Origin of the sequence: Pricia mediterranea (assembly GCF_032248455.1) — a bacterium.
Classification (GTDB): domain Bacteria; phylum Bacteroidota; class Bacteroidia; order Flavobacteriales; family Flavobacteriaceae; genus Pricia; species Pricia mediterranea.
In genome coordinates this window covers 4,222,020-4,245,715 of sequence record NZ_JAVTTP010000001.1, presented here as the reverse complement: position 1 = coordinate 4,245,715, position 23,696 = coordinate 4,222,020, and the positions used below count along the sequence as shown (strand labels likewise).

The window sequence follows — 23,696 nt, the reverse complement described above, 5'->3', positions numbered from 1 at the left end:
ATGTAGGTAGGATCTCATGGTGTGGGATTTGGGTTTCTACTAAGGTTAAATTTTTAAAGAATTCTTTCTTTTATGTTCTGTTTAGAATCCAAACTTAGTAAAAATCAAAACCGACCTATGGATTTAGCATAGTTTTTCGTCCAACTACCGTTATTTGCCAAAATTTTGTGTAGTACATCCGATTTTTTCGATAAAATAAATTTGTCATTTTAAGGAAACAAAAAAAACAGCGGGACCTCTCCCGCTGTAATTTTACCTAATCCTTCTTTTCGAAAAACAAGGTCCCACTAACCATATTGTAGTATTGTAATTCTATTGATCTTCGTAAAAGTTATCGACGATGGTCGCCGTATTATCCACTTGCATGATCCACTTATCCGCATTGTACTGTCCGTTCATATTGGATACATACGCCGTTTTGGCATCGGATTTATAGTTGTAGTCGGCCAAATAAACGTAGTGCAATCCGTTTTCTTTATTGTAGAAGTACCCTGCATCCAAGCCTTTCTTCCTTAGGTCGCCCAAAAAGGCGTCAAGATATTTCTTGGTCTTGAATACGTTGGCGATGACGTAGTATCCGGACTTCACCCCGACCAAATCGGACTTCTTCATCGTCTTGATAGGCAGTTTGACCCCGTTCTTCATATCGTCGGTATCCGCATTTTCGGTTACTGCAGGTTTGGCGATGATCTCCCCTAAAACCTTGTGTACCGGCTCGAACTCGAACTTACGGGTATAGGTCTCTTCAAAAGCGTCAGTTTTTTCAACCAGCGCGTTATCGGCGACCGCCTCGGTAGTTTCAATGACCGGAGCCACGTTCTTTATCGGTTCGACCACTGTTTTGGCACCCGCAATCATAGAATTTTCTTGAATCGGCGCTTTTACAGGTGTTTTGTTCTCCGAATCAGCATTCATCCGCTTTAAAATCTCGGACTTAATAGCATTGGAAGCAACCGCAGGCTGCGATGTGGCAATATATTCCGCGCCAGGTGCGCCATTGTTCCCTTTGAGCTCTTTCTTTAAACCATCGACCACGGCGGCCAATTGCTTATCGAAAGCGGCACTTCGGGCGGCATCGATGGAGTCTTGACGAAGAATAAGCTCGTCTAGGATCAACCGGTTTTCGTAGGCTAGGGCGTTGGCCTCCGCATCGTTCATATCGGCCATGGCCTCCATCACGTCCCGATCGGCAACGGCATCCGCATTATATCCTAAATCGCTTTCGGTGCTGTTAGACCTAGTGTCCATCGCATCGCTGTCAGCTACCTGCGTTCCGGCATCCTTGGCGTTAAGGGCCGCTTTGTTCTTTTCCACTTCTTCTTTAAGGGCCAAAATCTGCTCCTCGTAGTTCCGAACGATACGGTCTACTTTTTCATCCTCCGAGCCTTCAGCAAAAAGGCCTTTGGCATTGTGCTCCCGATCTAAGGTATAGGCCAGGGTCACTTCGTGGTTCCATCCCAGGTCCGTTTCCTCGTTCATCAGATCCCTTTCCAACAAATAACCGAGGGACATTTTTTTGCTTACATTAAACCCAAGTCCCAATGAAAGTCCGTATTCCTGATCAAAATTGGTTTGGAACCAGCCGTAATCGGGCAGGTCGAGCAACATAGAACCGATATAGTTCATACTGCCATCTTCGTTCTGGCCTACCTGTACCATCGGCATCAGCCGGGCATTGGCGAGCAGCCCACGGTTCTGCATAAACTCATAGGTATATTGTAGAGAAGCCTTCACGTTCTTGGCGCCCAGGTTGGTCGCGAATTCGTTCGTGGTCTGATTGTAGTTCAACAGTTCTTGGGCGTAAAGTCCGATATCGAACTGTCCCAACGACAGGGTAACCCCGGGCTGAATGGCCAACTGGCTTTCCTTTTGCGTCGCTTCAAGTTTGTTATCGGCATCGGCAACGATGATCCGGTTCTTGTCCAGGCCCTCTGTAAAATAGGTTACGTTAGTACCGAAAGTCAGCTTGTTTTTTTCGCCCAGGCGTACTGCCGTGGCGTAGTTGGCATTAAAGCCGAATTCCTGTACGACGCCTGACCATTGGCTATAAACACTGATGCCAAGGGCGGTGCGGTCGTTCAATTTATTGCTGAACCCAAGAAAATAGTTCTGGTCGTTATCCTCAAAAGTCGCATATTGGTTTCTATGCAGTATGTTGATATATGATTTGTTCTCGCGGACCAAAGAAAAGGTCGGGTTGATCAAAAAGCGGTTAAAGAACAACTGGTTGTGATAGGTGCTCTTGGTGCCCAAGTTGGGCACTTCTTCTTGACCGAAGCTGCTCTGTAGGCCTAGGATGGCGCAAAACAAGAGAAGCGTTCCTATTTTTAAGTTTGTTACGGTAGGGGTTTTCATGGCAGTCACATTATGGTTAATCTGTGGGGCAATCGAACAGTGCGCTGTAAACTGATTACCGTACACTGTTTACTCTTTTTACTGTGGGATGATGGATCGGCGTAGGGAAAACTCATTCGATAAGCTTGCCTGCCGACCGACCCAATGCATCCGCTGCACAGTATTATACGAACCGGGCCTTAAGGTATCGGCTTACGGTCTGTAGGGTCATGTTTAAGACGTAAGACTGTAGGACTTAGGACGTAGGATTTTTATTTGCGAGCGTTAGACGATTTCATAGAAATCCATTTGTCTTACGTTCTACGTCATAAAGCGCAGCGGTCTTAGGTCCCTTTTTTATTCGTCTTCAAAAATCGAACTGGTATAATCGATTTGGGAATTGTTCAGCGCTTCTAGAATGTCGTAGTCGCCCTGTTCGGATCCGTCGTTGTCATCATATGAAAACGCTACTTTCTGAACGTCGGTCTTCTTTCGGCCGTTGTTCGACATGACGTAACCGGTTCCGTTCTTGGAGGTCAAGGCCACGGCGAATTCATCGGCGGCACTGTTGATATCTCCGCCCAGGTTAATGGCCAGGCTCACATTGGCACGGCCCACTTGGGCCATATAGACATCGAGTCCGCCTTGGCCCCTATGGCCTTCGGAGGCAAATGATAGGGTATTGCCTTGGACTATTTGAGGGTACAGGTCGTTTTTCTTGGTATTGACCTTCCTTCCCAAATTCTTGGCGATTCCCAGGCTTCCGTCCTTTTTGACCGTGGATACATAGATATCGTAGTCCCCAAAGGTGCCGGGCATGTTCGAGGCAAAGAACAGCCGCTTCCCGTCTTCGGACAAGGCGGGATGCATTACGGATGCATGTTTCGGGGCCACGGCGACTTCCCGCACGTTTTTCCATTGTCCGTTTTTCTTTTCCGCCTTATAGATCCGGTGCACCAACTGTTTTTTGGAAAAAGCACCATAAAGGGGGTTAACATATTTGGGCTTGCTGAAATACGCGGTGTTCCCGTCCGGGGTCAGGGCAATCGGTGCCTGGTACCTGTTCTGTATTTCAGCACTTTCTTTTTCCGATAGTTCGATGTCAACCTCCGATAGCAATTGGTTCTCCACGAACTGCACATCGTTCGCGCGGTTGAAATCCAAGTCCCGGTACTTGGCGGTGCCTTGGTCCGTACCGGCTACCTGATAGTCGGATTGGATCATTGCCAACCAATCGTTTTGCTCGGCACCGTTTGAAGTGTTGGACGTTAACTGGCCCAGTGCATGTTGATATCTTTTATTGTAGGTGGACTTCAAGGTCCCTTTTTCACTGGTATCCTTTAATTTTTTATACCAGAACACGGCAGTTTCGTAGTCTTTATTGAGAAAATTGGCATTGCCAAGGTCTTCGTAGATGGCTTTGTCATCGTAGCCCATGTTTTTAAGGGTACGGTAATTTTCCATTCGTTTTTCGATTTTCGTGGCGTTATCGCTTGAACTATTCCTATGGATATCCTGTGCGGATACCGAATAGCTCAGGCAGGTCATGGCGCAACCGAAAATCACATTGTAGGTCAGGGGGTATTTCATGATTTTATCGATTAATGGGTTAATAACTTCGACAAAGTTCACAAAACATTCCCGTTGCCTACTTAGTAAAAATTCATAGGTTTTGGATTTTCAGGGACGGATATTGTTAAAAAAAGATGGTTTTTAAGGATGATGTATCGGCATGAAGCCTCCGGGAACCCCTTATTTTATTTAACTTTAGGAAGAAAGCATCCTTTTTTGGGATGGTTCACAGGTAAAACAATCGGATTTTCCAATTTTTTCGATGAACTGCAGGGTTTTTGGTCTTGCCGTTTCATTGTCCAGGTCCGGAACATATATTCATCTTTCTTCCTTGCTCTTTCCGTCCTTCTTCCATCGTTCATGCTTGCCAATGGTCGGGGGCGGACAGACCCACCGGGAATTCTATAGGCATAATGGCCCTATTATCCCTTTTCGCTTGTCCTTTGAAAAACCCGACGTAAATTGCGCGGGGATATCATTGAAATACAGGATATGAAATTTGTCGGCAGTCAGTTGGCCTATTACATGAAGGATAGGGACTTTAAAAGGAATTCAAAGATTCTTTTAAAGTACTTGATCTTTCTGACGATCATTATCTGTCTCTACTCCGTAATCTTCCATGTCATTATGGAACACGAGGGACAGGACCATTCTTGGATAACGGGATTTTATTGGACGTTTACCGTAATGAGCACCCTTGGCTTCGGCGATATTACATTCCAGACCGATCTCGGCCGTGTTTTCAGTATTCTCGTGCTCATTACCGGTATCATCGCCCTCTTGATCGTACTGCCCTTCGCCTTTATCCGGCACTTCTACGTACCTCTTTTGGAGTCTAAAGACAGGAACAGGGTACCCCGACAAGTACCTTCGGGCACCAAAGACCATGTCTTGATCTGCGCCTACGATACCGTGGCGGAGGACCTTATAGAGCGGTTGGAGCAAGAAGGCACCCCCTATTTCATCATCGAGCCCGATCTGACCAAGGCCTTGGAATATCACGATCGCAGAATTCCCGTCATACGGGGCGACCTATACCATCGGGAAACCTTTCGCAATGCCAATACGTATCAGGCCAAATTGGTTCTTGTCAACAGGGAAGATACGGTCAACACCAAGATTATTCTCGTCATCCGCCAAGGCTCTCCCGATGTTCCCATCATCGCGATAGCTACGGACGACGAATCGGTCGATGTGCTGCAGTTGAGCGGGGCCGACCATGTGCTGCCAATTAAAAGATGGCTTGGGGAACAATTGGCCAACCGGGTCAATGCGCAACACGCCAGATCGCGGCCCATCGGGCAGTATGAAGACCTGTTTATCGCCGAACTGCCCGTTAACAATACGCCCTTGGTGTCAAAGACCGTCAAGGAAACGGAATTGCGCCAAAAGTTCGGGGTCAGTGTCGTGGCCATCTGGAAGAAAGGTAGGATGCGACCGATCAAGAATTCCCAAAAACTGACCTACGACTGTGTCCTCGTCATTATCGGTAGCAAAGAGCAACTCGATAATATCGACGAACTCTTCCACGAATACGATGTTAACCCCAACCCCGTATTGGTCATCGGCGGGGGCCGGGTGGGGTTTGCCGCTATAAAGGCCTTGCACAAAGACGGTATCCCCGTGAACTTGGTAGAAATGGATCCGGCGATATGCAAAAAGGCGGCCCCGATCTGCAACGAAGTTTTTCCGGGAACGGCTTCGGATTATGACCTACTGAAAAAAGCGGGTATCTTGAAGACCCCTTCGGTCATACTTTCCACCCACGACGATACCATGAATATCTTTCTCGCCTCGTATTGCCGTCAACTGCACCAAGAACTGAAAATCGTCAGCCGAATATCCGAGGTCCGGAACATGGATATCATGCATCGCGCCGGCGCCAATTTTGTACTGAGCTACGCGGCCTTGGGTTCCGAGGCCGTACTCGCCATCTCAAAAGACCGCGAACTGACCGTGCTCGGGGAGGGAATCGCACTCTTTATCGACCCCATACCCCCATCCTTGCAAGATAAGACCTTGGCCGAATCGGGCATTGGGGCGAAAACGGGACTCTCCGTCATCGCCATCAAGGAAAACGGGGAAGTAAGCACCCAAATGTCCGCCGACACCCTACTCCCCCCAGATGCGGAAATCGTGATGCTCGGCACGACCAAGATGCGGGACAAGTTCAACAAGATTTACGGGAACGGACAATGAGAACCAAGACCGCTGCGCTGCAATGAAAGAAACAAGACCGCTGCGCTACAAGAATCAAGAAACAAGACCTTCTTGTCTGTCGTCTTACAAGTCACTCAAATTACGGTAAAACAACAAGTTAAGTTTTTATGAACTCATAAACATATAAACCCATAATCTTGCCAATTGTAAGCCTCAGTTCACAATCACGGGCCCCCGGCCCGGGTAAGGGACTTGGCTCTTGGTTCTTGGCTCCTGGCTCTTGATTCTTCTGTCTTGGTTGGTTGGCTCTTGGCCCCTATTGGCAGCAGCTACATTCGTTCACCCTAGGCTATCCCTTGAAACAGCGTCACCGGGAGTGACTTTTTCGTTGTGAAAGCGATATCTGCATAAACTTTCCTATTTTTAGGCATACTAACCATCGTAGACCGCCAATGCTCCTGTTCCAGACCTCCGTTCTTAAAAATTACCTTTCCCAACAAGACCGAACCGCAGTAGAAAAGGCCTACCGCAGGTATTCCAAATACTTCCTCAATCCCGAAATACAGGAAAACATCCGCAGCAGTAAAGAAGAGGGAATGCCATCCAAAAAACTAACGGCCTGGTATAATCTGAGCACCAAACAATTCTTACAGGAGCTGAACAAGGCGATCAACAGCGAGAACCGCATCCGCCGTAAAGCCGCCCGTCCAGAAGTTGAAAACCTAGGCCTAGAGCAAGAAGCCGAATGGTCAAGATACTTTAAGACACAGCAGGAAAAAGTGTTCAATCTTCAGAACGAGATTAGCCAAACAAATAAGGTGCTCAATACGATGATCCATGACCTCTACGGGTTGACCGAGGAAGAGATCGCGATTGTAGAAGCATCCTAAAAATTTGTATTTTAAGGGATTCTTAGGTTTAGACGCGCTGTTTTCACCCTATCCCCACCCTTGCGGCTTGTTCAAATCCTTGTTATCCAACCTGAAAGAATAACGCTATGGAAACCTTAAAATCCTTCCCCCTTACCTCCTATACATCCTACGTAGTAGGCCTTACCCTATTGTTACTGACGGGCTGCGGGCAGGAAAGCGAGCAACAGGCCGCAGGAGCCGAAGTTACAGGCCCGAGCATCGAAAGGGATTTGGCCGATATCAAAAAAGAAGGCACCCTCCGCGCCTTGACCGTGTATAGCGGAACCACCTATTTTCTGTACCGGGGACTTCCCATGGGCTATGAGTTTGAAATGCTGGAGCGGTTTGCTGACTATCTTGACGTGGAACTCGAGCTGGTGGTGGCCAAAGACGTGAACAAACTGATCGCCATGCTCAACCGCGGCGAGGGCGACATTCTTGCCCACGGAATGGCCATCACCTCCAACCGGAAACAAAAGATATCATTTACCGACTATCTCTATTTGACCAAACAGGTGCTGATACAGAAAAAGCCGGACAATTGGCGGAGCATCCGTTGGAACGTTCTGGAGGATTCCCTGATCCAGAACGCTATCGGCCTTTTGGGGGATACGGTCTCGGTTCGAAAAAATTCATCCTATAGGGAACGTATCGCCAATCTTTCCGAAGAGCTCGGGGATACTATCCATGTTAAGGAACTTTCGGGAGAAATGGCGACCGATGAAATCATCAAGAAGGTGGTGGAGGGCGAAATCGAATATACCATCGCAGATGACAATATCGCGGGTATCATGGCCTCCTACTACCCCATTCTCGATATTGATGTTCCCGTCAGTTTCTCGCAACGGATCGCCTGGGGTACGCGCAAAAACTCCCCCGACCTGTTGCAAGCGACCAACGCCTGGATAAAGAACTTCAAAAAAGAAGTGGACTACAACGTCATTTTCAACAAGTATTTCAAGAACACAAAAGACTTTAGAAGGCGGGTCAAGAGCGAATTTTACAGTCTGAACACTCAGGAGATAAGTCCCTATGACGAATTGATAAAGGCCCATTCCGCCCCGCTGGGCTGGGATTGGAGACTGGTAGCCTCCCTGATCTACCAAGAATCGCGGTTCGACCCGAAAAACAGCTCCTGGGCAAGTGCCGAGGGCCTGATGCAACTGATGCCCGCCACGGCCAAGGAACTCGGCGTGACCAATCGAATGGACCCCGAAGAGAACATTCGGGGAGGCATCCGCCATTTAAAAGAATTGAACGAGAAGTTTGAAAATGTACAAGACTCGATTCAACGAATCAAATTAACTATGGCCTCCTACAACTGTGGCTACTATCACGTCAGGGATGCACAGAAGCTGGCTGAAAAAAGAAATCTAAACCCGTTAGTTTGGGACGACCATGTGGAGAATATAATCCTAAAACTAAGTAGTCCCGAATATTATAATGACCCCGTTGTAAAATATGGCTACGTACGCGGGATCGAACCCTACAACTACGTGAAACAGATTTTTGAGCGCTATCGACACTATACACAGTTTATTGAGCGGTAGCGGGATGTTATGGAAATCGTACCCTAAAAACTGAAAAAACGCAACGATCATTCTAAACTGGTCAATGGCATTTACGATACGAAGGGTCCGCCCCTCCCCCCATTGAAAGTTGACGGGTTCAAAATATTCCTGAACGTTCGCATACCGGAACCGGAGAAACTATATCGTACACCACCCCAGGTATGGGCTACTAGCACGTGATTGTGCAGAAAAATGTAGGAAACCAAGAGGATGAAAAAAAATTCGGACTTCTGGCGGCGCTCCGTACGGGATTTTCGATATTCTCCGTAAGTAGCCTGTTATTCCGCAAAAAAAAACAGGCCCCACAAAAGGAACCTGTTGTCATTTAAACAATAGGGATAACTTTCTTAATTGGCCACTTCTGCGGAAGTTTCTACTTTATCGATTGCCGTAATAGTACCTCCTTGTACTTCAAGGCCCTGGGTAGCGGCCGCACTTGCCACGTCAATGTTATAGATATAGCTCCCGGTTTGAGTGGTAACCCCCACGTAGGCAGCCGCTCCGTCTTCCGTCACAAGGTTGTTCCGTGCGGTCACCTTAACGATGTTCGCCTCGTCGGGCATACCCGTTACCCAGGTAATCGATTTGGCATATACATCGATGATGGCATATTTGGGTCCGGTTCCGTATTCGCTGCCAGGCTCAGCCTTCTTGGATACTTCGGCCATATTCGTCAAAAATTTACCGTTGCCCAAATACATCTGCGTAGTCACATAATATCCATTGGACGCTTCTTCTACATTGAAGTAATAACTATCGTCGAACTCGGTCGTACCGCTTTTAATACGTGTAATGGCAGATGGCAAGGTAGTCGCCAGCTCATTGTTATTTTTGGCGATACCGGAAGAAAATGCATAGGCATCCCCTTTCTCATCCACCGAGAGCCCGTTTATAAAGTAACGTCCAATAGAGCTTGTACGGTCATCATTGATGACTTTTTCCAAGGTCATATCGGGATAGGAGTATACCGCTATATTGGCCTCGTTGGGGTATGCTGTACCAAACGAGTCGTCACAACAGGCCTTTATGGTAAAGTAGGGAAGAAAAACCTTATTCTCCACTTGCGTAATCCATGAAAAGAAGGCGATCTCGCCATTCTCCTTATCGGCCAGTTCTTGGGTATTGATTTGCCCCTCATCTACGAAGGTAGACGTTTCGGTATCTAAACGGTACCAGGAGGCAATGGGCGAGTCGCTGTTTCTGGAAATCTTTATCAGCAATAAATCGTCATTTACCGGAGCAAAGGCCTGAACGGTCTCCGATTGAAAATCCGAAAGCTTCTCCAACGCGCCATCTGCGTTCAGTTCATAGGTGGTTACGGCACCAGGGTTGCCCTGGCCGTACAACAGGCTGAAAAATTTACCGTTGTTCTGAACGTAGTACCGGTAGGTGCCATCTTGTTCGATACCGTTGCCTTCGGTCGAAATAACGCCTTGGTCGAGATTATCAACGGTCAGAATATAGTCCGCTACGCCCTCGGAAGCCGTAGGGGTTGCCGTTACCAGATACTTGGCGACTATCTCGTTAGGGTCGGGGTTTTCTCCCCCGGGGTTCACCGGGGTCTCTGTGGGGGTATCATCGCTACTGCACGACATGAATAATAGGGCAGTAGTCGCTATTGCACTTAAATAAAAACGCGTTCTTTTCATTTTAATCTGCCTTAAATATTAAAAAATGGTGTAATTGATTTTTCCGAAAAAACTTCTTCCGGGTTTCTGTAAACTAAAGTTGTCGTATAAAAGGCTATCGGCAAGGTTTCTGCATTCCAGCGTAAACCGTAGCTTGTCGCTAAAGCCATACGTCAGGGTAACATCATGCGAAATTTGTTCGGGTACATCCAATTTATCACTCCCTAGACTGGGCCAGTAGAGGTAGAACGCATGTACGTATAAGAGGTTGTACCCCAAGCTCAGCGTATGGCCTTTTCCCCAAAGGTTTGAGAAGTTATAGCTGGCATCGGCATTTCCGTAGAGATAGGGCACGTTGGGTATGCGGTCGCGATACACCACGCTCTCTACGGTCTGGCCCTCGATAAATTGGGTATTGTTCCTCAGGTTCTCATAGGTGAAATTCGCCCCGGCCGTTATTTTGTTGCCGAATTGGTAGCGTATCTCGGCCTCGACCCCCAAGTTCGTAACATTACCAAGGTTATCGTTGACCTGCATGGCCTGGTTGTTATCGAGTCTTGGGCGGATAAAGTCCTTTGCGTCGCGATAGAATGCGCTGGCATTGAAATTAAGCTGATGGAGATTTTTAAGGGATACCCAATAGCTGGCTCCCAAATTATAGTTCTTGCTACTTTCGGGCTTCAAGTCTATATTGCCCGTCAGATTGATCTGGTCTCCGTATAGCTCATTGGCTTCCGGAAGGCGGTAACTATTTTCGAAGGATCCCTTTACTTGGAAGTTATCATTAAGAAAATAAGTGGCCGCCATGCCGTATCCCAAGTTGTTAAACGCGTTTACACTGTTCACATAGGCAATATCCCCGTAATTTCCGGTGGGATTGTAGGATTGGGCAAACTTGTTCTGTTGAAAATAGTGTTTGGCAAAGACCGATGCATTGAAATTCTCGGAGGTATAGGTATACCCGAGACCCGCTACGTTTTTCAAGGTCTTTCGGGGCTGTTCGTAAAGGTCGTTCTCGGGATTCAGCTCGTCGGAACCCTCGCGGTCAAATGAATTTAGGGTACTGCTTAAGGCCAGGGCATGTTTTTTGTTGATCTGATAATTGAAATTGGCGATACCGATACCCGTATTGTTCCGGTATTTGTAAAGGGAGTAGGAACGTTCCCCACCGGGACCTTTATATTCCTTAAACTGTCCAAACCAATTGTAACGGCGGTTAAGGGTATCGATATTCTGCTCTTGGCCAAAATTGTAGTTGCCGTTGAGCTGTGCCCTTAAGCCCTTGACCAAAAAATCTTCTTTTGTGTATTTGATGCTGGGCATTAAGATCGTCCCTTTTCTGTGCCAGCCACCAAAAACGCTGACCATGCGTGCGCCAGTCTGAATTTCGCGATAGTTCTGCCCCAAGGTCATGCCAAAAAGCAGCTCATCGGCGTAAGGCTTATTGACCACCCCGACGTTGGCGATCAGGGTCTCGTTGTGATAATTATCGTGAAAACGTTCTACGGTCCGGTCCGGAAAATAAGCGCCTGTATCGATATCGGCCACATCTACCAAAACATCGTAGTTATTGTCTGAATAGTTCTGAAAAGCATTCAGTTGCAGTATAAAACCGGATTTGCCCACATAAACCGCATTGACGGTACTGCGATGGGTATTGAACGATCCGTAGGAATAGGAAAGGTCAAGATGGCTCTTCGCATACGTATTGGTCACGATATTGACGGCCCCGCCCAAGGCATCGGAACCTGGGCCTACGGGCACTACCCCCTTGTAAACCTCTATGCGTTCGGAGAGGTTCACGGGAATGTTATTGAGCTGAAAGGCGGAACCGAAATTATCCATAGGAACGCCATCGATAAAGAAACGGACCTGCCTGCCCCTAAATCCGTTAATGGAAAAATTCATCTGCGAACCCACGCCCCCACTTTCCCTGACCCTGACCCCAGAGACCCGATCTAGGGCGTGACCGATATCCAAGCTAGTGGTGTGCAGTTTTTTAGTGTCGACCACACCGACGTTAAAGGCTTTATCGCGTACTTGTTGTACGGTACTCTTTCCGGTAACGGTGACCTCGTTCAGGGTCACGCTATCCTCTTCCATGGAAACGTCGGTCGTATAAGATTTTCCTAGTTCCAAGGTCAGCTTTTGAAGTCCCTTTTTGTATCCCATATAAGAGACTTCCAAAATATATTCCCCTGCGAACTGCCCGGTGATTTCAAAAGAACCGTCGGTCTCGGTCACTACTCCGATATCGGTATGCCGCAATAGCACGGTCGCCCCGAAAACCGGCCTCCCCCCCTGTTCGGAAACTGTACCCGAGATTTTAGTTGTAGTTGCCTGGCCCAATATGTTTTGAGGAAGCGCTAAAAACAGGAGTACACCTAACGGAGCTAAAAACTTTTTCATTGACATCACTTTCATTATCGTGACTATGTGTAGTTGGAAACTATATCGTGTTCGCCACAAATAGTAAAACATCGACAATACTATTATTTTTAATTAATCTTAATTAATATAGGATGCAAAAATACCCATGAAGTAAAAAGGGCTTGTACGCGAAACGGAAAATAATCTACGTGAAACGGATTTTAGAGGGGTACCCCGGCTTCCACTTGCTTTTTAGGTCGAAGTGGTTTCTTTTTCTGAAGCGTAGTCCCCTCTTTATTTTTCGCATTCGCTTTCAATTTGAGCAAAATAGCAAAGGCGGTAAGTGAAAGAACAATCCAAAATACGTCCACCACAAAAATTTGACTATATCCCTTTGACCATGAAATCCAAGGCCAATTTCCTGTAACGATACCGTTGGATATGGGTACAAAAAATCCCAAAATCCCTCCTAAAAAGAGGTTCGTCATATTGGTGAAACGATTGTTTCTTTTAAAAATGAAGAAAACCGAAAACACCAGCCACCCCCAAAAGAAGACCTGATACAAAAACGTCTTTGGTGAGGTTTCGACCGTATCGGCAAATAGTTTTACGGCGATAAAAGCGATAGCCGTGATGGGATACAGGCTCAAGCAAACCGCTAAATATACATGCACCAGCCATTCGTTGAACCGTTGTTTTGATCGGGACACCGTTTTGTTCTTTCGGGCCACCAACCAGATCAACACCCCGGAGAGAATGACAAAGCAGGTGACAAAACCCAGCACGAGATAGATCAATTTCATACCGTAGCCTCCAAAGTCGCCATAATGCAGCCTGCGCATCGTATCACTTGCGCCCTCAACGTACCCGGTCTTTTGATACGGATTTTTTTCATCGGCCAACATCCCATCGCTTGCCCGAAAGGTCAGGTGTCCCGTACCCAAAAGTTTATCGGAATACCGGGGCGAACCCGATACCTTTACGTGCATACCCGTATCGCCGTAATTAAAAATTTGAAGCTGGTTCAGGGCTACATCCGGATATTTTTTTAAGGTACTGTCAATAAATTGACCGATAGGTACCGTTCTTTCCAGCTTATCGGCCTCAAAGGGGTAATCATCAACAGCCTCGTACCGCATGGCCTTCTGCAGCTTTTCAGCATCCCCATCATAGACTAGGGCCTCAACGGGCGGCAACATGAACATATACCCGATCATAAGATAACATCCGGTCAGGGCGAACATAAATTGGTAGGGCAGACCAATCATGCCCAAGGCCACATGCGCATCTGTCCAAATGGTCTTCCACTTGGCCCCGGGCCGAAATACGTAGAAGCTTTGGATGATTTTTTTCCAATGTACCACGACTCCCGTTATCACGGAAAACAGGAAGAAAAAGGCCACCAACCCGGACAAAAAATAGCCGGAACGTCCAAAAAAGTTTAACTGGGCGAAAAAATGAAGCCGATAAAAGAACTCGCCCAAGGAATAGTTTGCGGTGTAATCCCTCTTTTCAAAGGTATCCATGTCCATATAAAAGAAATTCTCCCGACGACCTTGTTCCGGGGGAGCCTTCATGGTGGTATCTTTTGATGCTGTCATGGAGGAGGCCATCCTCCGTTCAAAATAACGGTTCGAAAAAGAGATGTCGCGGCCGTAGAGGTCACGGTCTTCGGAAAGAACATGTAGTGCCTTGTCAAAATCGACGGTACGGAAGTAATCGGCTGATATGGGCTCGTTACGCTCCCAGGCACTGATCTCATCGCGCAAAAAGGAAATGGAACCCGTAAAAAAAATCACGTACAGGGCGGCGCTGATAATAATACCACTGATGGTATGGGTATGAAAAACGATATTATAGACTCTTTTGCCCATATTCTGTATCTTATTAAATAGCTCCGATTATATAAAGGATCCCTAACATACCTGCCGTTACCAAGAGATAGACGCCCCAAGTTATCCATACGTTTTTTGATAAAAACGCCAGAATCATCAGGATTGCCCAAAGTGCAAACCCGGCAAATTGCAGCGTTATTATGGCACTGGCGGTCGACCACCATTTAATCAACAGCATGTGTAAAGCTTGGGTGACCATATAGCCGCCCACAAAGCCCGCCGATATTTTTGCAAAACGCAGCGCAGGAGATTGGGTAAGGTATTTTTTATTTGCGGGCATCTTAAGTTAGGTTAAGCTCGATGAGCAATGCAATTACGACCAACAGTATCAATCCTTTTAAGGAGAAAAAATGCAGCGGGGAAACCAAAACCGTCAAACTGCCCAGCAGCATCAATATCACCAGAAAGGAAAATATACCCGAGCCTAATCCAAGGGCAACTACGGCTAAAGCAAGTCCGGCAACTAGGAAAGCGATTCCGGTGCCAATGGAAATCTTCGGATTTTTCTTGGCCCAATCACGAATTTTACCGTTGGCCGGCTTTGCTCTTTTTGAGGTGTTATAAGAGAGAAAAAAACCTATAAAGGTCAAACCTACAGTTAGTGTAATCATATCGGTAGAACTTACTTTCGACTTTATTCAGCTTCCACCAATAGAGTGATTACCCTAATTATTTCCGTAAATTCTTGACCGGATACCTCCTCTTTCTTAAACCCTTCAAAAACATAATTACCAGACCATTCGGCGTCAACGGTCGCCATTCCCTTTTCATTGGTCACAAGGGTTTTTCGCCATCCGTTGGGGGCAATGACCGAAATCTCATTATCCGGAACAGGGTGTTCGCCCTCCATAAGTTGAATAGAAATGTCTGCTTTTTTATTATCGGCGACATTGGGTACCTGTAGAAGAAAAAGTCCGTTTTCTTTGCTGATGGCATCAGTCCCATCAAAGTCGGTAGATACACCAACATTTACGGAGGCGGAGGCATTGAACTGATATTGGCTTTCGCCGGCCAGTTGGGCCACGTTGTGGTTGATAACCAATCTATAGATGCCCGAGGTTTTAGGCACGAAAGAAGATACAAATTGATTTTTTCCCTCTTGCAGCCTTAGCTTTTCCCGCTGTCCGTCGGGCGATATCAACCATAGCGTAAAATTTGCCGTGTCGGACCACCAATCGGCGATTACCTCATGCTCATCATTGGGCTCGGCATAGTAAATAATGACATCGTGAGACCTGCCCTCCTTCCCTTCACCTTTGGTCTGTATCCAAAGCGCGTGGGCCGAAAGATTTTGACCCACAAGGCCAAAAAAAACAAAGAATATTAACGGTTTTAGTAAGTTCATAATTTATCGGATATTTATTTAGAATTAATATGAATTAAGCGCGAATATACCACTGTGATTGGATGTAGAGCTACGCCAAACGGAGAAGTTTGTACGCGAAACGGAGTTTTCGATTTGTCGTTTTTGCAAGCTATTTTTATTTAGACCAAGTATATATAATAGTTTATATTTGTCGCAAGGAAAGCAATTATGAAGAATTTCGGGCAGTTGGGTAGCATGGAAACCGAACATACCACACCACGGATTTCGCTCACGCTGGGAAAGATTACCGAGAGTCATTTTAATCAAGGTAAACGACTAAAGCAGTGTGACGCATCCGGGACCTATGATCTAAAGACCAAAATTGATTCTAATGGAATTCAAATAGTTTTTAAGGAAATTCTTTTTGATTTTTTTAAAGTAGCGGTAGGCACTTTCAACGCCACCAAGACCGTTCAGCTCGATTACACTTTTATCGGTGAGACGGTACAAATGGTGTTTCTTCCCAAAGGAAACGCTACAATGTTCACGTTAGACAGAAAGTACCATTTCAAAAGTAACGAATGCAATATTTTCTTTGGAACCGATGCGGAAGGCACGTTAATTCTGGAAAAGGGTGAAAACAGCTTTTTTCTAGTCGACATTCAAAAAGACTTTTTCATCAAAAACTTTCCGAGGTACAAAAATTTTGAGGACTTCAGGAAACAGATCCAGAACGACCAAGCGGGTTTTGTTAGAAATGAAAACATGTCGATTACCCCCGAAATGCTGCTGTTGATCAACGCCGTACGTCATTGTCGTTGTAATGATCATTTTCGAAAAATACACATGCATGCTAAAGTTATGGAGCTGTTATTAGTGCAGCTTGACCTCTTTAAAGTAAATGTAGAGCGCACCGAGCAGGTAAGTCCCTGTAATATGACGAAGATGCAGATCGCCCGAAATTACCTTTCGGAAAATTTCAGGGACCCGATGACCTTGTCCGAACTATCCAAAAAAATAGGTACCAACGAATTTTTGCTGAAACGGGATTTTAAGTCCTTGTTCGGTACCACCGTCTTTGGATACGTAGCCGACATACGGATGAAGAAGGCCAAAACATTGCTTTTGCAAGGTGAATTTTCCATAGGTCAAATTTCCGACGAAGTCGGCTATAAAAATCCCCAACACTTTTCAACGGCTTTTAAACGAAAATTCGGGATGCCGCCTAGCGCTATTAAAAGCAGTCATAAAAATTGAAGATTTACCAAGGAAGCCAAGCGCCTGCCGCAACTTGTTCAAAATTCCGAAGGTTTTGCCCAAAACATACTTTTACGGGTTTTTTGGGTATATTCGACCCGCTAGTCCGGTACGGCAATGTGGAGAATATAATCCTAAAACTAAGTAGTCCCGAAGCCTATAACGACCCCGTCGTTAAATACGGCCATGTTCGCCGGATCGAGCCTTACAACTACGTAAAGCAGATTTTTGAGCGCCACCGGCACTATACCCAGTTTATCGAGCGGAAGTGGAATGCTATGGAACTCGTACCAAAAGAAATGATTCAACTTCATGACGCGGAAGGCCGTATTCTCTACGAATTGGAAAAATCCCCCTTGTTCCCAGATTACAGGGCGGTGCTCAACGACGCTTTGGCGACAGGGGTGCGGTTGGACGGCCTTCAGGTAATCTCCCAAAACCTCGATGGGCTGTTATGGAAAGGAATAATGGCCTCGAACCTAAGCTTCACGGACTGCTCGTTACGGAAAAGCCGCTTTGGGGCTTGCGATTTTGAAAACTTCTCGTTCTCCTCCTGCACCTGTACCGGTGTTAAGTTCCGCAACACCAAGGTCGGTGGTCTGAGCTGTTTCGATTCCGATCTCGACCGGGCAAGTTTTGGGAACATCCGGATTCCCAACGGCTATTTTACCGGATGCTCCCTAGAATACGCCCGATTCACGGACTCCGACTTGTCCCGCACCGGATGCCACACCACCATACTTTGTGGGGCCCTTTTTGAACACTGCACGTTGGACAGTTGCTCGTTCGTGTATGGATATCCTAAAAAAGAGTGGCTGACCGAACTGACCCTGGATGACTGTTCTTTAAAAGGGACAACTATGGCTTTTACGAACGACATCTCCATGATCAACTTTTGTGACTGTAAGGTACGGGACATCTAATTCGGGACAGCCTTCGATTTTGTGGAAGTAAGCAACACGTATAGCAAGGTGCTTTACTGCGTCCAAACGGACACCCTATGGTGGCGTCCCGCATCCGAACTAAAGAAATCACCCATCTTCCGCTTCACCCTTAACCAATTTGAAAGCGAGATAAACAACGATTTTCCCAAGACCGAAATACCCTTGCACCAAGAAGTACCTCTAGCCGAAGAGCTTTTGGGGGTACATCAGTACTTGCGAGGGCATAAAACTTCGTAATAACGTATGACACTCCCAAAAATATATCATTTTTAACATTTGTTTGTTAAATTCATAGTAAAATCCCAAAAAATCTTAATACTATTGTAAAATTATTAATTATTGTCAGGTAAACCGAATCCCATAAAATTGAGTAGTTAGATTCCCATCAAAAAGTGGAACAAGCTGACCGATACATACGGAGTAACACATGCTAACACTATCAACCATCCAATCCATGAAAAATAACCGTACCCTTAAACAAGGCACATTTCTATTATTTTCGGCCCTTGTAGGTTTTACCAGCTATAGTGGACAGGCCAACAGTAAGGAGAAAATTGCATCGATGGATGGGCCTTCGACATCATTTATCCGTGAATCCGAGCCCGTTGCAAGCGAGAACGCCGTAGAAGGAATAAATCAGGAAACTACTGTCACCGGCACGGTAAGCGATATGGCGGGAATCCCGCTACTCGGGGCCACAGTTCAAGTAGAAGGCTCGAACATAGGTACGGTTACCGATTTTGATGGTAATTATACGCTCGATGTCCCCGAATCTGCTTCGACCTTGATCTTTTCCTATATCGGATATGTTCAGAAAAGTGTGGAAATTTCGGGTCAATCCGTTATAAACGTGCAGCTTGAGGAAGACATGAACACTCTCGACGAGGTAGTGGTCACCGCTTTGGGCATCGAACGGAACAAAAAATCCTTGTCTTATGCCATTTCGGAAGTTGATGGAGATCGACTTGCAGATAAGGCCGAACCCGACGTTCTAAAGGCATTGAGCGGTAAGGTCGCCGGGGTGAACATTACCAGTTCCGGTGGTGCTGCGGGCTCTTCCACTAACATTATCATTAGAGGTAACAATTCGGCCACGGGAAACAATCAGCCTTTATTTGTAGTCGATGGGATTCCTTTTGACAACTCTACCGTCAATTCCTCCGATCCGGCCGATACCGGTTCTACGTACTCCAACCGGGCACTGGATCTCGATCCGAACGATATTGCCAGTATGACCGTGCTCAAGGGAGGGGCCGCAGCCGCCCTGTACGGATCTAGGGCATCGAACGGGGTCATTATCATAACCACGCACTCGGGCAGCCAATCTAGAAAAGGGCTTGAGGTACAACTATCGAACACCACGGGGCTAGAAACGATTGCAAAGCTTCCCGATTATCAAAACAAATACGGCCAAGGTAATTTTATCGACGGTCAATACACCTTTAGTCCCGTTGCCACGGAATCTTGGGGCCCGGCATTCGACAGTCCGAACCTAGCGGGTAACGGCGGACTTTTTCGGGAAGACGGTATCATCAAATACGTAAACCATGTCGGGGACAGGGTGCCTTACAAAGCCTTTCCGGATAACGTTAAGGACTTCTTCAGAACCGGCGCCCAGCGCGAAACTTCCTTACGCATCCAGGGCGGGGACGGCATTAATGCCTTCGCGGTAACCGCAAGTAACGTTGACAATGAAGGTTTTATTCCGTTCACGGGACTGAAAAGAACTTCCGTGAAGGTTTCAGGAAGTACCAATCTCGAAAACGGACTTAAATTAAAGGCTTCCGCAACCTATGTCAACACCCACCAAGACGGAATATTATCAGGTGGACACAACACCCTTTCGACAATCAACAGGCAGACCTTATTTATTCCAAGAGGCTACGACCTGACCGGCTTCCCCTATATCGTCGAACCATCGGGCGAACAACTAAAATATTCTTTTTGGGACAACCCCAGATGGCTGGCCCAAGAGGGGCCCTATGATAGTGATGTTGACCGGGTTTATGGCTTTGTGTCCGCAGATTATAAACTGAAAGATTGGTTGAACGTCTCCTATAAACTCGGAACGAATGCCTACACCGATCGACGCACGCAAATTGTACCTAGAGGAAGCTGGGACGACGTCGGAAATATTATCAATACCAATATTGCCTTCAACGAGCTATCGTCCAATCTGATATTCACGGGCTCAAAGAATATTACCGAAGATCTGAATTTAAGGGTGGTTCTGGGGCATAACTATAATCAAAGAAAGACTGATTATCAGAATTTTGTAGGCACCGGGGTCATTAAGAGAGGTATTTCAAGAATCACAAATACCGAATCGGTCGTCGCAGATGAGTCCCGGTTCACCAATAGAAGAATCGTCGGTCTTTTCAGCGATATTGTATTGTCGTACAAAGACTACTTGTTCCTGAACCTCACCGGAAGGAACGATTGGTCGTCCACATTGCCTCAAGGCAAAAGAAGCTTTTTCTACCCTTCGATATCGACCACCTTTAACTTTACCGACGCCATGGGCCTTGAATCGAACATGTTATCCTTTGGCAAACTCCGTCTGGCCTACACGAAAATAGGTAACGATGCGGATCCCTACCTGTTATCAACGGTCAATGTAATCAACGGTGGTGGCTCGGGTCGCGACTTCCCGTTTACTGGAATTTCGGGAACGGAAATAGGAGACAACCTTGGCAATGAGAACCTGAAACCCGAGTTTACAACGGAGTACGAAGTCGGTCTAGAGCTCAATCTTTTTGAGAATCTCGTAAATCTTGATTTAGCCTATTATTCGAAGCGAACGGAAGACCAGATTTTTAGCGTCAATATTCCTGCGGCCACCGGATATACTACAAAAACACTGAACGCTGGTGAAATTTCCAATAAAGGTCTTGAAATCGGTCTGGATTTTAATCCCATTCAGAACCCGGAAGGTCTCAACTGGAACCTCTATGGCACCTTTGCCAAAAATGTTAGCAAGGTAGAGCGGTTGATAGACGGGTTGACTCAGATAAATCCGGGATACCGACAGGCAGCATATGGAAATATACTGCGGGTAGGTGAACCATACGGGGTTTTGGAAGGTGAAGTGCAAAACAGGGACGATCAAGGCAATCTTTTGATCAATGCCATCAGCGGTCTGCCCACCAAAGCGGCCGAACAGGGTATTGTCGGGGATCCCAATCCTGATTTTACGGTCGGAATCACCAACACTCTTTCTTATAAAGGATTTCGACTCGGATTTTTATTGGATTGGCAGCAGGGCGGCGACGTACTATCCCTATCCAATGGCTACCTCCGGGGACTAGGACTGACCAAAGAGACCGCAGTGGATCGGGAAAGAACCTATATTTTGCCCGGATATCTTGCCGACCCCCTCGATCCAAGCCAACCGATGTTGGATGACGACGGCAACAAAATACCCAATAACATCCAAATTTCCCCACAGAATTACTGGAGCGGAGCGACCAATGGAACCCAAAGAAACCAATATCGCTTTAGCGCCGAATCCTTGGTGTTTGACGCCACAGTATTTCGTTTAAGGGAACTGAGCTTGGGATATACCGTACCGAGAAAACTATTAAAAGATTTACCTTTCGGCAGTCTCAGCCTAACGCTTTTAGGACGGAACCTATGGTTTAAGGCGCCCAACTTTCCGCACTTGGATCCCGAATCCTCCACTTACGGGGCCGGTAACGCGCAAGGAGTCGAACAATACGCCCCGCCCAACGTGAAGAACATGGCCCTGAACCTCAAACTCTCATTCTAAACAGCCCGACTATGAAAGCCAGCCTATTTAATAAAAACCTTTTGACGGCGGTCATCTTGTTTTCACTCACCGCTTGTGATCTGGATATTAACGAAGATCCGAACAATCCGACCAATGCCACGGTAAGTGAATTGCTTCCCCACGGACAAGTTTCGGTAATTCAACCCTTCGCTAGTTTAGTGAACGCGATTACCTCGAGTGCCGTACAGACCAGGGTCAGCACTCGGTACGATAATTATACGGTAAGTCGTACCACAATCGATGGTATATGGAATAACAATCTTTATAGCGGGGGTCTAAAAGATTTAGAGACAACGATCGTTCAAGGTACCGAGAATGAACAGTGGCATTATGTGGGCATCGCCAAACTCATGAAGGCTTATACCTTCAGCCTAATGGTCGATCTTTGGAACGACATTCCTTATTCCGAAGCTTTCAATCCCGATTTTGATGATCCCGCGTACGATTCGGGAAGTGCCGTATATACGAACCTTGAGGCACTAATCGTCGAGGCTATGGCCGACCTTGATAAGGCTTCCGAACGGTCCCCGGCAAACGATGACTTGATATATGGTGGCGATTTGAACAAATGGAAACGCATGGGCAATACCTTGCTTTTGAAGATGTACAATCAAACAAGATTGGTCGATGACAACGTAGGTGGAAAGATAGAAGCTTTGATTGCGGATAATAACTTGATTCAATCAAGTGATGATGATTTTCAACTCGTTTATGGTAACACGGCTTCACCCGAAAACAGAATGCAGCTTTTTGTCGAAGATTATGTCACTCGTTTAGACAATAGAATTTCCAATTACTTTTATGATGTACTGACGGATGCCAACGATCCCCGAATTCCCTACTACTTGTATAATCAAAGTAACACGTTTGTAGGTAGGGACGCCGGCAATCCAAGCGGCCTTTCCACTTTTGAAGACCAGGATACCCGAACCTTCCACGGGGCCTACCCCGCTGGCGGAAAGTACGATGATGGCTCGGCAACGGTTACCACCGGGGACTCGGGACTTAAAGGGGCTGCTACTTACAGGATGATGACTTACGCCATGCGGCTCTTTATTGAGGCCGAAGCCGCCCTGACCCTGGATATCACCGCTTCGGCAAGCGTTGTGGAACTTCTGGAACAAGGCATCCGGGAATCCATGGAAAAAGTAAATGAGCTCGGAGTGGGGCCGGGTATCTCCGAAAGCCAGATCGATCAGTATGTGGCCGAACGTCTAGATGTATTCAATGCTGCCGATGGTGCCGGTAAATTGGAAGTGGTCATGATGGAAAAATACAAGCACCTTTTTGGTAATGGCATGGAGCAGTACAACGACTGGCGACGAACCGGTTTTCCTAATGATCTGACCTTGGTGGTTCAAACAAGTTTGGTGCTCAACCGATTCCCCTACCCCTCAAGTGCTACTCCACCTACCCTACCCAACAACAACGAACTCGTTTTCTGGGATAAATAAATTTAACATAAGACAATGAAACATATCGCAAATTATATTATCGCATGTAGCTGTAGTCTACTAATTGTGTCTTGCAATAACGACGAAAATGACATCGTTCCCGATTTTTTGGACGGGACCGAATACGGAGTGCTATTGGATGTGATAGTTACCAGTGACAAAGAGATTGCCATAGCTGACCTGGATGACTATTCCTTGGACTTTATAGTAGAAGTTGAGGGCGATAAGCGGCCAGTTCAGTCCATTGCCATCAATAAAGTCTATATTGATGCCGAAGCTAATGAGTCTCCCGAAGTACCGCAGCAAAGTCTTACCGAGTTTCCGAAAACCCTGTCCCTGACATCAGCGGATATGGTTGAAGGATTTTCGGGACTTTCAACCGAAGATTTAAGGGCAGGCGATTCCTTTAACATCAATTTCGTTATCACCTACGAAGATGGTGCCGTAATCGACAAGTTCGACAGCAGCATGAGAACCAACTTTGCCGTACTCATAACCGAATAG

General features: G+C 46.5%; 17 protein-coding genes. 9 read left to right on the top strand and 8 right to left on the bottom strand.

The window, feature by feature from the left end:
* Positions 1 to 312 precede the first annotated feature (312 nt).
* Together RQM65_RS17435 and RQM65_RS17430 are read right to left on the bottom strand one after the other, a co-directional pair.
* Complete coding sequence (locus RQM65_RS17435; protein WP_314016725.1) at positions 313 to 2,355, bottom strand: PorP/SprF family type IX secretion system membrane protein; 2,043 nt, start codon at positions 2,353 to 2,355, stop codon at positions 313 to 315.
* 336 nt (positions 2,356 to 2,691) lie between these two features.
* On the bottom strand, positions 2,692 to 3,924 hold the full coding sequence (locus RQM65_RS17430; RefSeq protein ID WP_314016724.1) for a TolB-like translocation protein: 1,233 nt from the start codon (positions 3,922 to 3,924) through the stop codon (positions 2,692 to 2,694).
* Positions 3,925 to 4,398: 474 nt separating this feature from the next.
* On the opposite strand from RQM65_RS17430, the gene RQM65_RS17425 reads away from it, so the two are divergent.
* From RQM65_RS17425 to RQM65_RS17415, 3 genes are all read left to right on the top strand, one after another.
* Positions 4,399 to 6,105, top strand: coding sequence for a potassium channel family protein (locus RQM65_RS17425; RefSeq protein ID WP_314016723.1), 1,707 nt, complete (start codon positions 4,399 to 4,401; stop codon positions 6,103 to 6,105).
* Between the two features lie 413 nt (positions 6,106 to 6,518).
* On the top strand, positions 6,519 to 6,956 hold the full coding sequence (locus RQM65_RS17420; RefSeq protein ID WP_314016722.1) for a DUF8810 domain-containing protein: 438 nt from the start codon (positions 6,519 to 6,521) through the stop codon (positions 6,954 to 6,956).
* A gap of 107 nt (positions 6,957 to 7,063) precedes the next feature.
* A complete protein-coding gene (locus tag RQM65_RS17415) occupies positions 7,064 to 8,527 on the top strand; it encodes an MltF family protein (RefSeq protein ID WP_314016721.1) in 1,464 nt (487 codons plus the stop codon).
* Between the two features lie 368 nt (positions 8,528 to 8,895).
* Here the strand turns inward: RQM65_RS17415 and RQM65_RS17410 are convergent, their stop codons facing one another.
* The 6 genes from RQM65_RS17410 to RQM65_RS17385 form a co-directional block, all read right to left on the bottom strand.
* The gene (locus tag RQM65_RS17410) at positions 8,896 to 10,197 is read right to left on the bottom strand and encodes a DUF4374 domain-containing protein (RefSeq protein ID WP_314016719.1); all 1,302 of its coding nucleotides are present in this window, start codon (positions 10,195 to 10,197) and stop codon (positions 8,896 to 8,898) included.
* An 18-nt stretch (positions 10,198 to 10,215) separates the two neighbouring features.
* The gene (locus tag RQM65_RS17405; protein WP_314016717.1) at positions 10,216 to 12,585 is read right to left on the bottom strand and encodes a TonB-dependent receptor; all 2,370 of its coding nucleotides are present in this window, start codon (positions 12,583 to 12,585) and stop codon (positions 10,216 to 10,218) included.
* A 182-nt stretch (positions 12,586 to 12,767) separates the two neighbouring features.
* Positions 12,768 to 14,420 carry a PepSY-associated TM helix domain-containing protein gene (locus tag RQM65_RS17400; RefSeq protein WP_314016715.1) on the bottom strand — a complete coding sequence of 551 codons (1,653 nt, stop codon included), beginning with the start codon at positions 14,418 to 14,420 and terminating at the stop codon, positions 12,768 to 12,770.
* A 13-nt stretch (positions 14,421 to 14,433) separates the two neighbouring features.
* Positions 14,434 to 14,721 (bottom strand): hypothetical protein, encoded by a 288-nt coding sequence (locus RQM65_RS17395; RefSeq protein ID WP_314016713.1) that lies wholly within the window; start codon positions 14,719 to 14,721, stop codon positions 14,434 to 14,436.
* Position 14,722: 1 nt separating this feature from the next.
* Positions 14,723 to 15,052: a hypothetical protein gene (locus tag RQM65_RS17390; RefSeq protein ID WP_314016712.1), complete on the bottom strand. Its 330-nt coding sequence runs from the start codon at positions 15,050 to 15,052 to the stop codon at positions 14,723 to 14,725.
* Between the two features lie 23 nt (positions 15,053 to 15,075).
* Positions 15,076 to 15,786 (bottom strand): hypothetical protein, encoded by a 711-nt coding sequence (locus RQM65_RS17385; protein WP_314016711.1) that lies wholly within the window; start codon positions 15,784 to 15,786, stop codon positions 15,076 to 15,078.
* A gap of 189 nt (positions 15,787 to 15,975) precedes the next feature.
* Here RQM65_RS17385 and RQM65_RS17380 point away from each other — a divergent pair, with 189 nt between their 5' ends.
* From RQM65_RS17380 to RQM65_RS17355, 6 genes are all read left to right on the top strand, one after another.
* Entirely contained in the window at positions 15,976 to 17,004 is a 1,029-nt protein-coding gene (locus RQM65_RS17380) for a helix-turn-helix domain-containing protein (RefSeq protein ID WP_314016710.1), read from the top strand.
* An 83-nt stretch (positions 17,005 to 17,087) separates the two neighbouring features.
* Complete coding sequence (locus RQM65_RS17375) at positions 17,088 to 17,927, top strand: pentapeptide repeat-containing protein (RefSeq protein WP_314016708.1); 840 nt, start codon at positions 17,088 to 17,090, stop codon at positions 17,925 to 17,927.
* A gap of 21 nt (positions 17,928 to 17,948) precedes the next feature.
* A complete protein-coding gene (locus RQM65_RS17370; protein WP_314016706.1) occupies positions 17,949 to 18,185 on the top strand; it encodes a hypothetical protein in 237 nt (78 codons plus the stop codon).
* A gap of 217 nt (positions 18,186 to 18,402) precedes the next feature.
* A complete protein-coding gene (locus RQM65_RS17365; protein WP_314016704.1) occupies positions 18,403 to 21,717 on the top strand; it encodes a SusC/RagA family TonB-linked outer membrane protein in 3,315 nt (1,104 codons plus the stop codon).
* Positions 21,718 to 21,728: 11 nt separating this feature from the next.
* Complete coding sequence (locus RQM65_RS17360; RefSeq protein WP_314016703.1) at positions 21,729 to 23,192, top strand: SusD/RagB family nutrient-binding outer membrane lipoprotein; 1,464 nt, start codon at positions 21,729 to 21,731, stop codon at positions 23,190 to 23,192.
* A gap of 15 nt (positions 23,193 to 23,207) precedes the next feature.
* Positions 23,208 to 23,696 carry a hypothetical protein gene (locus RQM65_RS17355; protein WP_314016702.1) on the top strand — a complete coding sequence of 163 codons (489 nt, stop codon included), beginning with the start codon at positions 23,208 to 23,210 and terminating at the stop codon, positions 23,694 to 23,696.